General features: G+C 53.7%; 11 protein-coding genes. 10 read left to right on the forward strand and 1 reads right to left on the reverse strand.

Annotated features, from left to right (window positions below):
• The first annotated feature begins 170 nt into the window (after positions 1-170).
• The 5 genes from araF to otsA all read left to right on the forward strand — a co-directional run bounded on the left by araF (position 171) and on the right by otsA (position 6126).
• A complete protein-coding gene (araF, locus tag GM298_RS03285) occupies positions 171-1160 on the forward strand; it encodes an arabinose ABC transporter substrate-binding protein AraF (RefSeq protein ID WP_014832433.1) in 990 nt (329 codons plus the stop codon).
• Positions 1161-1231: 71 nt separating this feature from the next.
• Positions 1232-2746: an L-arabinose ABC transporter ATP-binding protein AraG gene (gene araG / locus GM298_RS03290; RefSeq protein ID WP_025760331.1), complete on the forward strand. Its 1515-nt coding sequence runs from the start codon at positions 1232-1234 to the stop codon at positions 2744-2746.
• An 11-nt stretch (positions 2747-2757) separates the two neighbouring features.
• Entirely contained in the window at positions 2758-3747 is a 990-nt protein-coding gene (gene araH / locus GM298_RS03295; RefSeq protein ID WP_200895910.1) for an L-arabinose ABC transporter permease AraH, read from the forward strand.
• A 176-nt stretch (positions 3748-3923) separates the two neighbouring features.
• Positions 3924-4727, forward strand: a complete 804-nt coding sequence (gene otsB / locus GM298_RS03300) for a trehalose-phosphatase (RefSeq protein WP_059385026.1) — start codon at positions 3924-3926, stop codon at positions 4725-4727.
• Complete coding sequence (otsA, locus tag GM298_RS03305) at positions 4702-6126, forward strand: alpha,alpha-trehalose-phosphate synthase (RefSeq protein ID WP_266153588.1); 1425 nt, start codon at positions 4702-4704, stop codon at positions 6124-6126. Before otsB ends, otsA begins: the two co-directional genes overlap by 26 nt.
• Positions 6127-6141: 15 nt before the next feature.
• Here otsA and uspC read toward each other — a convergent pair whose 3' ends face one another.
• Positions 6142-6570, reverse strand: a complete 429-nt coding sequence (gene uspC / locus GM298_RS03310) for a universal stress protein UspC (RefSeq protein ID WP_025760335.1) — start codon at positions 6568-6570, stop codon at positions 6142-6144.
• Positions 6571-7365: 795 nt separating this feature from the next.
• Here uspC and flhD point away from each other — a divergent pair.
• The 5 genes from flhD (at position 7366) to cheA (ending at position 12275) form a co-directional block, all read left to right on the forward strand.
• Positions 7366-7716, forward strand: coding sequence for a flagellar transcriptional regulator FlhD (flhD, locus tag GM298_RS03315; protein ID WP_025760368.1), 351 nt, complete (start codon positions 7366-7368; stop codon positions 7714-7716).
• Positions 7717-7718: 2 nt separating this feature from the next.
• Complete coding sequence (gene flhC, locus GM298_RS03320; protein ID WP_013096051.1) at positions 7719-8297, forward strand: flagellar transcriptional regulator FlhC; 579 nt, start codon at positions 7719-7721, stop codon at positions 8295-8297.
• A 123-nt stretch (positions 8298-8420) separates the two neighbouring features.
• Positions 8421-9308, forward strand: coding sequence for a flagellar motor stator protein MotA (gene motA, locus GM298_RS03325; RefSeq protein ID WP_008500417.1), 888 nt, complete (start codon positions 8421-8423; stop codon positions 9306-9308).
• Complete coding sequence (gene motB / locus GM298_RS03330) at positions 9305-10234, forward strand: flagellar motor protein MotB (protein WP_025760369.1); 930 nt, start codon at positions 9305-9307, stop codon at positions 10232-10234. Before motA ends, motB begins: the two co-directional genes overlap by 4 nt.
• 4 nt (positions 10235-10238) lie before the next feature.
• On the forward strand, positions 10239-12275 hold the full coding sequence (gene cheA, locus GM298_RS03335) for a chemotaxis protein CheA (RefSeq protein WP_025760370.1): 2037 nt from the start codon (positions 10239-10241) through the stop codon (positions 12273-12275).
• Positions 12276-12281: the final 6 nt, after the last annotated feature.

A 12281-nucleotide genomic window follows, 5' to 3' on the forward strand; every position in this document is an offset into this window, starting at 1 on the left:
AATTCTGCGGTGTGATGGGGCTCTCTTATGGATGATTAATTTCCCGCTAAAACTATCACCAGCAATAACGCTTATGACGAGGTAAGCGCTAATGCCTTGTTTTAAGTCCGATTAAATTAGAAGCACGCAAATATTCCCTACAGAAAAGAATGCTAAAGCTGGAGTTTACCATGCACAAATTTACTAAAGCGCTCGCGGCCATCGGTCTGGCTGCCGTTATGTCACAATCCGCTATCGCTGAGAATTTAAAACTCGGTTTTTTGGTAAAACAGCCCGAAGAGCCCTGGTTCCAGACCGAGTGGAAATTCGCTGATAAGGCCGGGAAAGATTTAGGTTTTGAGGTGATTAAAATCGCCGTGCCGGACGGTGAGAAAACCCTGAACGCCATCGACAGCCTGGCGGCCAGCGGTGCGAAAGGTTTCGTTATCTGTACGCCGGATCCCAAGCTCGGTTCGGCCATTGCGGCGAAAGCTCGCGGTTACGACATGAAAGTCATTGCCGTTGACGATCAGTTCGTTAACGCCAAAGGCAAGCCGATGGACAGTGTCCCGCTGGTGATGATGGCGGCGACCAAGATTGGCGAACGTCAGGGCCAGGAACTCTATAAAGAGATGCAAAAGCGTGGCTGGGATGTGAAAGAAACGGCGGTAATGGCGATCACCGCGGATGAACTGGACACGGCGCGTCGTCGTACCACCGGTTCAATGGATGCCCTGAAAGCGGCCGGCTTCCCGGAAAAACAGATCTACAAAGTCCCCACCAAATCCAACGATATCCCGGGCGCTTTCGACGCCGCCAACTCCATGCTGGTTCAGCATCCGGAGGTGAAACACTGGCTGGTGGTCGGCATGAACGACAATACCGTGCTGGGCGGGGTACGCGCGACGGAAGGCCAGGGGTTCAAAGCACCTGATGTGATCGGGATTGGCATCAACGGCGTTGACGCGGTGAGTGAACTCTCTAAAGCGCAGGCCACTGGTTTCTACGGCTCTCTGCTGCCAAGCCCGGACGTTCACGGCTATAAGTCCAGTGAAATGCTCTACAACTGGGTAACCAAAGGGGTTGAGCCGCCGAAATTTACGGAAGTGACCGACGTGGTGTTGATCACCCGCGATAACTTCAAAGAGGAGCTGGCGAAAAAAGGACTGGGCGGTAAGTAATACGCGGTGATTGTGCCCCTCGCGCAGGGTGAGGGGCCTGACGTACACACTACAGGAATCACGGAGACGTTATGCGACAGTCTGATCCGTATCTCTCTTTTCGCGGCATCGGGAAAACATTCCCCGGTGTTAACGCGCTGACCGATATCAGCTTCGACTGCTATGCCGGCCAGGTTCATGCCCTGATGGGGGAAAACGGTGCGGGAAAATCCACACTGTTGAAAATCCTCAGCGGCAACTACACGCCAACGACCGGCACGCTGGCGATTCGCGGTGAAGAGGTGGCGTTTGCCGATACCACTGCGGCGCTAAACGCCGGGGTGGCCATTATCTATCAGGAGCTGCACCTCATCCCCGAGATGACCGTGGCGGAAAATATCTATTTAGGACAGCTTCCGCATAAAGGCGGCGTGGTGAATCGTTCGCTACTTAATTATGAAGCGGGGCTGCAGCTTAAACACCTGGGTCTGGATGTTGATCCCCAGACGCCGCTGAAATATCTCTCCATCGGCCAGTGGCAGATGGTTGAAATTGCCAAGGCGCTGGCGCGTAACGCCAGAATTATCGCCTTTGATGAACCCACCAGTTCGCTCTCTGCGCGTGAAATCGACAATCTGTTCCGCGTGATCCGCGAACTGCGTCAGGAAGGCCGCACGATTTTGTACGTTTCACACCGTATGGAAGAGATTTTTGCCCTGAGCGATGCCATCACCGTGTTTAAAGATGGGCGCTATGTGCGCACCTTTACCGACATGGAGCAGGTCAACCATGACCAGCTTGTTCAGGCGATGGTCGGACGCGAGCTGGGTGATATTTATCACTGGAAACCACGCGAGTACGGGCCTGAACGCCTGCGTCTGGACAATGTGAAAGCGCCGGGCGTGAGAACGCCGGTTTCGTTATCCGTACGCAGCGGTGAAATTGTCGGACTGTTTGGTCTGGTTGGGGCAGGGCGCAGCGAATTAATGAAAGGCTTGTTCGGCGGAACCCGTATCACCGATGGACAGGTTTCCATTGATGGTGAGCGGGTGGATATCCAGAAACCGGCCCATGCAATAAAAGCGGGGATGATGCTCTGTCCGGAAGACCGTAAGGCGGAGGGGATCATTCCGGTGCATTCGGTGCGCGACAACATCAATATCTCCGCCCGCCGTAAGTTTATCCGCGCAGGCTGCCTGATAAACGATAGCTGGGAGTCGAGCAACGCCGACCACCATATTCGCTCACTGAATATCAAAACGCCGGGACCCCAGCAGCTGATCATGAATCTTTCTGGCGGTAACCAGCAGAAGGCCATTTTAGGCCGCTGGCTGTCAGAGGATATGAAGGTCATTTTACTGGATGAGCCGACCCGCGGGATCGATGTGGGGGCAAAACACGAGATATATAACGTGATCTATGAACTGGCAAAACGCGGCGTGGCGGTACTCTTCGCCTCCAGCGATCTGCCGGAGGTGCTTGGCGTGGCCGATCGCATTGTGGTGATGCGTGAAGGCGAAATTGCCGGTGAATTACTTCATGAACAGGCGAATGAACAACAGGCGTTGAACCTCGCCATGCCTAAAGTCAGCCAGGCTGTCGCCTGAGTAAGGAGTTAATGATGTCCTCTGTTACTACATCCGGAGTGCCGAAGTCGAAGTCGGCGTTGAGTGTGGGGCGTATCTGGGATCAGTACGGCATGCTGGTGGTTTTTGCCGTGCTCTTCCTGGCCTGTGCGATCTTCGTTCCTAACTTTGCCACCTTCATTAATATGAAGGGGCTGGGGCTGGCCATTTCCATGTCCGGAATGGTGGCCTGCGGGATGCTGTTCTGTCTGGCCTCCGGCGATTTTGACCTCTCGGTGGCGTCGGTGATTGCCTGTGCCGGCGTCACCACGGCCGTGGTGATCAACATGACGGAGAGTCTGTGGATTGGCGTGCTGGCCGGTCTGTTACTTGGCGTTATCAGTGGTCTGGTGAACGGTTTTGTTATCGCACGTCTGAAGATTAACGCCCTGATCACCACCCTTGCGACGATGCAAATTGTCCGCGGGCTGGCCTATATCATCTCCGACGGTAAAGCGGTGGGGATTGAAGACGAGCGCTTCTTTACCCTGGGTTATGCGAACTGGCTGGGCCTGCCTGCGCCTATCTGGCTGACCGTCGCCTGCCTGATCCTGTTCGGCTTCCTGCTTAACCGGACCACCTTTGGCCGTAACACCCTGGCAATTGGCGGTAATGAAGAAGCGGCTCGTCTGGCTGGGGTGCCGGTGGTACGCACCAAGATTATTATCTTTGTGCTCTCAGGGCTGGTTTCTGCCGCCGCGGGGATTATCCTGGCGTCGCGTATGACCAGCGGCCAGCCAATGACCTCCATCGGTTATGAGCTGATCGTCATCTCCGCCTGCGTTTTAGGGGGCGTTTCCCTCAAAGGCGGCATCGGAAAAATCTCATATGTGGTGGCCGGTATCCTGATTCTGGGGACGGTAGAGAACGCCATGAACCTGCTGAATATTTCGCCGTTCTCTCAGTACGTGGTGCGGGGTCTGATCCTGCTGGCAGCCGTGATTTTCGACCGTTACAAGCAAAAAGCGAAGCGAACTGTCTGACCCTTTTTTCTCTCTTTTATTGCTCAACTAATAACCATAGTTGACCCCTTAACCGGCCCGCCAGTTTTACTGGCGGGCCGGTTGTCAAATGGCGAGCGACGTCACACTGTCTATACTTACATGGCTATGAAAGAGGTAAAGGCGTTTACCTCTCGTAAACCGTAAGGAGGAAAAGGGTGGCTGACTCGTTAACCGCACCGCCTGTACTGCCCGGACATTATGCTTTCTTTTTCGATCTCGACGGCACGCTCGCCGGGATAAAACCGCACCCCGATCAGGTGTCTATTCCGGAGGCGGTGTTACAGGATTTGCATCAGCTCTCGCGCATGAATGAGGGAGCACTGGCATTGATATCAGGGCGCTCAATGGCCGAGCTGGACATGCTCGCCAGTCCATACCACTTTCCGCTGGCCGGTGTACACGGAGCGGAGCGCCGCGACATCCATGATCAAACGCATATCGTTTCACTCCCCGACGCACTCACGCAAACGCTCCAGAAGCAGCTCTCTGCTGCGCTGGCTGACCTGCCTGGCACCGAGCTGGAAGCCAAAGGCATGGCCTTCGCCCTGCATTATCGCCAGGCACCGCAGCATGAAGAGGCTGTACTGGCCCTGGCTCAGTCGGTTGCGGATGCGCATCCGCAGCTGGCACTGCAGCCCGGTAAATGCGTCGTGGAGTTAAAACCGAAAGGGATCAATAAAGGTGCGGCCATTGCCGCGTTTATGGCGACACCGCCTTTCAAAGGGCGGACGCCCGTTTTCATAGGGGATGACCTGACCGACGAGGCCGGGTTTCGTGTGGTAAATCAGGCCGGAGGGATCGCCGTCAAGGTGGGGCCTGGTGACACTGTCGCCGAATGGCGGCTGGCGGATGTCGCCAGCGTCTGGCAGTGGATATCTGACATCGCTAACCAGCAACAACAACAAATAGCGCAAAACAAAGGGGGAAACCATTATGGGTCGCTTAGTCGTCGTCTCTAACCGAATTGCACCGCCTGATGATAAAAAAGCCAGTGCAGGTGGCCTGGCGGTAGGGGTATTAGGTGCCTTAAAAGCTGCTGGCGGGCTGTGGTTTGGCTGGAGTGGTGAAATCAGTGAAGAAGAGAAACCGCTAAAAAAGGTCACGCGCGGAAACATCACGTGGGCTTCATTCGCCCTGAAAGAGAAAGATTACGACGAGTACTACTCGCAGTTCTCCAATGCCGTCCTGTGGCCCGCGTTTCACTATCGTCTTGACCTGGTGAAATTCCAGCGTGAATCCTTCGAAGGCTACTCGCGCGTGAATGCGCTGCTGGCGGATAAACTGCTGCCATTAATCGAAGAAGACGATATTTTATGGATCCACGATTATCACCTGCTGCCCTTCGCCAGAGAGCTGCGAAAAAGAGGGGTAAATAACCGGATTGGCTTCTTCCTGCACATCCCGTTCCCGACGCCGGAAATTTTTACCGCGCTCCCGCCGCATGAAGAATTGCTGGAGGCGCTGTGTGATTATGATTTACTGGGCTTCCAGACTGAAAATGACCGTCTGGCGTTCCTTGACTCGGTGTCAGGTAAAGCGCGTCTGGTGACCAAAGGGGGCAAGACCCATACGGCGTGGGGTAAAACCTTCCATACCGAAGTCTATCCGATAGGGATAGAACCTGACGAAATCGCAGAGCAGGCCGCCGGTCCGCTGCCGCCTAAGCTGGCGCAGCTTAAGAATGAACTTAAGCACGTCAAAAATATCTTCTCGGTCGAGCGTCTTGATTATTCCAAAGGGCTGCCGGAACGTTTCCTGGCGTATGAAACGCTGCTGGATAAATACCCGCAGCATCACGGTAAAATTCGCTATACCCAGATAGCGCCAACCTCGCGCGGTGAGGTTCAGGCCTATCAGGACATTCGTCATCAGCTGGAGACTGAAGCAGGGCGTATTAATGGGCGCTACGGCCAGCTGGGCTGGACGCCGCTCTTTTATCTGAATCAGCATTTTGATCGCAAGATCCTGATGAAGGTCTTCCGCTATGCGGATGTCGGTCTCGTCACGCCGCTGCGGGACGGGATGAACCTGGTCGCGAAGGAGTATGTGGCGGCGCAGAACCCTGCCGATCCTGGGGTGCTGGTGCTTTCCCAGTTTGCCGGGGCTGCAAATGAACTCACCTCAGCGCTGATTGTAAACCCTTACGATCGGGATGATGTGGCAAACGCGCTGAATCGTGCCCTGACGATGCCGCTCACGGAACGTATTTCCCGCCATGCTGAAATGATGGAGACGATCCGTAAGAACGATATTAATCACTGGCAGGCGCGCTTTATTCAGGATTTGCGTGATATCGCCCCGCAAAGCCATGAAGGCTACCTGCAAAAAAAGATCGCGACTTTCCCTAAACTCGCCTGATTTTATACCGGGGGGTTAACGCCCCCCAAGCGGCACTAACAACACATCAACCTGGCTTGAGGCGACAATAGATTTTGCCGCACAGGCCGCGCGCGATAAAAAGCTGTGGTTGTGATTTCCGCATATCACTAAATCAATATTCTGTTTACGACACATATCCAGAATATGGGCATTAAGTTCGCCTGTCGCTATAACGGTTTCATAAACAGGATATTGTGCCTTTTCGACCAGCTCACGCAGAAATTGCTGCGTTTCCTCCTGCAGAACCTCACGAATATCCTCCAGCATCGGGGCTGCCAGCTGATTGTACATCTCGGGCTCGGCCGCCAGTGTTATAAGACTGATACGCGCATTGTGGGGTCTGGCAATCGAAACGGCCCGGGCGAGGAGTTGATGGCTTTCGGGAGAAACAGCAACAGAAACAAGAAGATGGGAGTAACTCATGGCGCACTCCTTAGGTGTCTGACAGACAGCGTGTGATCACCATTACCGCGATTTGCCTGGATCTGCAAGAGCGGATTACGACATTAGTGTGAACCTTATCATAATTATTCATTAATTATTCTTATAAGAAGAATAACTGAAAAATGGCCCTAAATGAAAAAAATTAACAACTTAACGTAAATCACACAAATGCACCTTTTCTCTGTTTAATCGTTCTTACCCGTTACAAAATCATTTCGAATAGTTTCTGTATGAAACGGTGTTTTTAAGCCGTTTGTATAACTCTATGTTTTTTCACGGTAAGAAAAATGTATCACGCAGAGGTGTCTGGCGAGAATGTTTCAGACAGACGCCCGGGACAGAGTAAGCACGTTACGTGCCAGTTCTTTTAAGCCTTCTGCATGAGTATTCGTCATTAAAGAATACAAAATAGTTCCAAATGGTCAATAAATGAACAAATTACAAGTCATACTGATGGATTTATGGGGCAAATTCACTTAAATTGTGTGACGCAGATCACATTTTTTTTAAATTTGAGGGTGGCTGGATTGTATGTGGCAAAACTGACGAGTAGAGTTTGCGTCGAATTAGGAAAAATCTTAGTTATTTGTAAGAAATGATAAAACACGTAAGGGACGCATTCGCGATTTCTCTCTTACGCGTTTCAGTGAATACAAACCTAAATTCAACTATGCATTTAGCCTTTTCTTTTTTATACCGGGTGATTTCCCGGCGACATCACGGGGTGCGGTCTTTCCGCATAAAAATAATAGTTGGTTATTCGGGATGGGAACAATGCATACATCCGAGTTGCTAAAACATATCTATGACATCAATTTGTCGTATTTACTGCTCGCGCAGCGTTTGATTAGTCAGGACAAAGCGTCCGCGATGTTTCGTCTGGGTATTAACGAAGAAATGGCAACCATGCTGGGTGGTTTAACCCTCCCACAGATGGTTAAACTGGCTGAAACGAATCAACTGGTTTGCCAGTTCCGTTTCGACGATGCGCAGACCATCACGCGTCTGACCCAGGAGTCCCGCGTTGACGATCTTCAGCAGATCCATACCGGTATTCTTCTTTCCACGCGCTTGCTTAACGAAATCAGCCAGCCTGATGACGTAGCCCGTAAGAAAAGGGCCTAGCAATGAGCGAGAAAAGCATTGTTCAGGAAGCGCGTGACATACAGCTGGCGATGGAGCTGATTACACTGGGTGCTCGTTTACAAATGCTTGAAAGCGAGACTCAGCTCAGCCGTGGTCGTCTCATCAAGCTGTACAAAGAGTTACGTGGTAGTCCCCCGCCAAAAGGCATGCTGCCGTTTTCTACCGACTGGTTTATGACATGGGAGCAGAATATTCACGCGTCCATGTTCTGTAACGCCTGGCAGTATCTTCTCAAAACCGGTTTGTGTAGCGGCGTTGACGCCGTGATCAAAGCGTACAAACTTTACCTTGAACAATGCCCACAGCAGGAAGAAGGCCCTCTGCTGGCGCTGACCCGCGCATGGACGCTGGTGCGTTTTGTTGAGAGCGGAATGCTTGAACTGTCGCGCTGCAACTGCTGCGATGGCAATTTTATTACCCATGCTCATCAGCCTGCAGGCAGCTTCGCCTGTAGTTTATGTCAGCCTCCATCCCGCGCAGTAAAAAGACGTAAACTTTCCCGGGATGCTGCCGATATTATTCCACAACTGCTGGATGAACAGATCGAACAAGCTGTTTAACCCGAACGTGTGGGAAAGATTCCAGCAGCGGTAAGCAATTACCGCTGCTTTTTTTTACCCCGCAAACGGTAAACGCTGCGAGCTGGACGTCCTTGCCATAGTCACTAGCGGAAGGATGATGTCGTGCTTATCTTATTAGGTTACCTGGTAGTTCTCGGTACAGTTTTCGGCGGTTACATGATGACCGGCGGGCACCTTGGAGCACTCTATCAACCGGCTGAACTTATTATCATCGGCGGTGCAGGGGTAGGGGCTTTTATCGTTGGTAACAACGGTAAATCGATCAAGGGGACGCTGAAAGCTATTCCATTGCTGTTCCGTCGTTCGAAATACACCAAAAGCATGTATATGGACCTGCTGGCACTGCTCTATCGCCTGATGGCGAAGTCGCGTCAGCAGGGGATGTTCTCGCTTGAACGGGATATCGAAAACCCGAAAGAGAGCGAAATTTTTGCCAGCTATCCGCGTATTCTTGCAGACGCCATGATGCTGGATTTCATCGTCGATTATCTGCGACTCATCATCAGCGGCAACATGAACACCTTTGAAATCGAAGCGCTGATGGATGAAGAGATTGAAACCCACGAAAGTGAATCTGAAGTGCCGGCCAACAGCCTGGCGCTGGTGGGCGACTCCCTGCCGGCATTCGGTATCGTTGCTGCGGTCATGGGGGTGGTTCACGCCCTGGCGTCGGCAGACCGCCCGGCAGCCGAACTGGGTGCGCTGATTGCCCACGCGATGGTGGGCACCTTCCTCGGTATCTTGCTGGCGTACGGCTTCATCTCTCCACTGGCCAGCGTCCTGCGCCAGAAGAGCGCGGAAACCACCAAAATGATGCAGTGCGTGAAGATCACGCTGCTCTCTAACCTCAACGGTTATGCGCCACCGATCGCGGTTGAATTTGGCCGTAAAACGCTTTATTCCAGCGAGCGTCCGTCGTTTATCGAGCTTGAAGAACACGTGCGTGCGGTGAAAAACCCAAACCAACAGACGACAACTGAGGACGCATGAAAAACCAGTCCCATCCGATTGTCATCGTAAAAAAACGCAAGCACAAGGGCGGGGGGCATGGCGCACACGGCTCCTGGAAAATCGCGTACGCTGACTTTATGACCGCAATGATGGCATTCTTTCTGGTGATGTGGCTCATCTCCATCTCCAGCCCGAAAGAACTGATCCAGATTGCCGAATATTTCCGAACGCCGCTGGCGACGGCGGTGACCGGTGGCCCGCGTATCTCTAACAGCGAAAGCCCAATCCCCGGTGGGGGCGATGATTACACCCAGCAAAAGGGTGAGGTGAAAAAAGAGCCGAACATCGACGAGCTGAAAAGAAAGATGGAGCAGGCGCGGCTGAAGAAACTGCGTGGCGATCTCGATCAGCTGATTGAAGCGGATCCGAAGCTGCGCGCATTGCGCCCGCACCTGAAAATCGATCTGGTGCAGGAAGGGCTGCGTATTCAGATTATTGATAGCCAGAACCGCCCGATGTTCAAAACCGGGAGCGCGGAAGTTGAACCGTACATGCGCGATATTCTGCGGGCCATTGCTCCGGTGCTGAACGGCATTCCTAACCGCATCAGCCTGTCAGGACACACGGATGATTTCCCGTACGCCAGTGGGGAGAAGGGATACAGCAACTGGGAGCTTTCTGCCGATCGTGCCAACGCCTCGCGTCGCGAGCTGGTGGCCGGTGGGCTTGATGATGGCAAGGTACTGCGCGTGGTCGGCATGGCAGCAACCATGCGCGTTTCCGACCGCGGGCCGGATGACGCCATCAACCGTCGTATCAGTCTTTTAGTGCTGAACCAGCAGGCGGAGCAGGCCATCCTGCATGAAAACGCCGAAAGTCAGAATGAGTCACTGGACGATTTAAAACAGCCTGGGGCCGTTCCTTCGGCTGCCGTTCCAACATCGCCACCAGCCAATCCGAGGTGATAGCGTGAGCATGGATATTAGCGATTTTTACCAGACATTCTTTGATGAAGCCGACGAATTGTTGGCCGATATGGAGCAACACTTACTCGATCTGGTGCCCGAAGCACCGGACTCCGAGCAGCTCAATGCCATCTTCCGTGCGGCGCATTCCATTAAAGGCGGAGCCGGAACGTTTGGATTTACCATCCTGCAGGAGACCACCCATTTAATGGAGAACCTGCTTGATGAAGCACGACGCGGTGAGATGCAGCTCAATACCGACATTATCAACCTGTTTTTGGAAACCAAAGATATTATGCAGGAACAGCTCGACGCCTATAAAAGTTCGGCAGAGCCTGATGCCGCCAGCTTTGAATACATCTGCAATGCGCTGCGCCAGCTCGCGCTGGAAGCGAAAGGTGAGGTTGCCGCAGCCGTGGTGCCGGCCGCAAAGCTGAGCGTTGTCGATGCGGTTGCCGCACCTGCGTCTGCCCCTGCCGACGCACCGGCGGGCAAACTGCGCGTGGTGCTGTCACGCCTGAAAGAAAATGAAGTCAACCTGCTGGAAGAAGAGCTGGGTAACCTGGCGAAATTAAGCAACGTGGTAAAAGGCAAAGACAGCCTGGCTGCGACGCTGGATGACGGTATCAGTCAGGACGACATCGTGGCGGTGCTGTGCTTTGTGATTGAAGCCGACCAGATTGCCTTTGAAACCGAAACCGCTGCGGTTGAAGCCCCAGCTGCAACGGAAGAGGTGGCGGTCGTCCCTCAGGCAGCGGCCCCGGCTGTTGCGCCTGCGGCCCCGGCATTAAAAGCGGTGCCAAAAGAGACTGCCGCGCCGGGCCGTGGTGAAAAACCTGCCGCGCGTGCCAGCGAGTCAACCAGTATCCGCGTTGCGGTTGAGAAGGTCGATCAGCTGATTAACCTGGTGGGCGAGCTGGTTATCACGCAGTCGATGCTGGCGCAGCGTTCCAACGAACTGGACCCGGTTACGCACGGCGACCTGATTACCAGCATGGGTCAGTTGCAGCGTAACGCCCGCGATCTGCAGGAATCAGTGATGTCCATCCGTATGATGCCGATGGAATATGTCTTCAGCCGCTTCCCGCGTCTGGTCCGCGATCTGGCCAGCAAGCTGAATAAACAGATTGAACTGACCCTGATGGGCAGCTCAACCGAACTCGATAAGAGCCTGATCGAACGCATCATTGACCCGTTAACGCACCTGGTGCGTAACAGCCTCGACCACGGTATTGAACTGCCGGAAAACCGCATTGCTGCCGGGAAATCCCCGGTCGGGAATCTGATCCTCTCTGCGGAGCATCAGGGCGGAAACATCTGCATTGAAGTGACCGATGACGGCGCGGGCCTTAATCGCGAGCGCATCCTGGCAAAAGCGATTTCGCAGGGGATGGCGGTTAGCGAGAACATGACTGATGAAGAAGTGGGGATGCTGATCTTTGCCCCGGGCTTCTCTACCGCAGAGCAGGTGACCGACGTCTCCGGGCGCGGCGTCGGCATGGACGTGGTGAAACGTAACATTCAGGAGATGGGCGGCCACGTTGAGATCCAGTCTAAACAGGGTTCCGGCACCACCATTCGCATCCTGCTGCCGCTGACGCTGGCGATCCTGGACGGCATGTCGGTCAAAGTGGCGGACGAGGTCTTTATCCTGCCGCTGAACGCCGTGATGGAATCCCTGCAGCCGCGTGAGGAAGATCTGCATCCGCTGGCGGGCGGCGAGCGCGTTCTCGAAGTGCGCGGTGAGTATCTGCCGCTGGTGGAATTGTGGAAAGTATTTGAAGTGGACGGGGCGAAGACAGAGGCCACGCAGGGTATCGTTGTGATCCTGCAAAGTGCGGGCCGCCGCTACGCGCTGCTGGTTGATCAGCTGATTGGTCAGCACCAGGTGGTGGTGAAGAACCTCGAAAGCAACTACCGCAAAGTGCCGGGTATTTCTGCCGCCACCATTCTGGGTGATGGTAGCGTGGCGCTGATCGTCGATGTGTCGGCGCTTCAGGGATTAAATCGTGAACAACGTGTGGCGTACACAGCCGCCTGATTAAGT

This window comes from Enterobacter sp. HSTU-ASh6, assembly GCF_026319105.1.
GTDB classification, from domain to species: Bacteria; Pseudomonadota; Gammaproteobacteria; order Enterobacterales; family Enterobacteriaceae; genus Enterobacter; species Enterobacter sichuanensis.

What these genes read in the sequence shown, in the direction of transcription:
- araG (WP_025760331.1), top strand. Translation starts at nt 1,232, where the DNA reads ATGCGACAGTCTGATCCGTATCTCTCTTTTCGCGGCATCGGGAAAACA.
- flhC (WP_013096051.1), top strand. Translation starts at nt 7,719, where the DNA reads ATGAGCGAGAAAAGCATTGTTCAGGAAGCGCGTGACATACAGCTGGCG.
- araH (WP_200895910.1), top strand. Translation starts at nt 2,758, where the DNA reads ATGATGTCCTCTGTTACTACATCCGGAGTGCCGAAGTCGAAGTCGGCG.
- uspC (WP_025760335.1), bottom strand. Translation starts at nt 6,570, where the DNA reads ATGAGTTACTCCCATCTTCTTGTTTCTGTTGCTGTTTCTCCCGAAAGC.
- otsA (WP_266153588.1), top strand. Translation starts at nt 4,702, where the DNA reads ATGGGTCGCTTAGTCGTCGTCTCTAACCGAATTGCACCGCCTGATGAT.
- flhD (WP_025760368.1), top strand. Translation starts at nt 7,366, where the DNA reads ATGCATACATCCGAGTTGCTAAAACATATCTATGACATCAATTTGTCG.
- motB (WP_025760369.1), top strand. Translation starts at nt 9,305, where the DNA reads ATGAAAAACCAGTCCCATCCGATTGTCATCGTAAAAAAACGCAAGCAC.
- araF (WP_014832433.1), top strand. Translation starts at nt 171, where the DNA reads ATGCACAAATTTACTAAAGCGCTCGCGGCCATCGGTCTGGCTGCCGTT.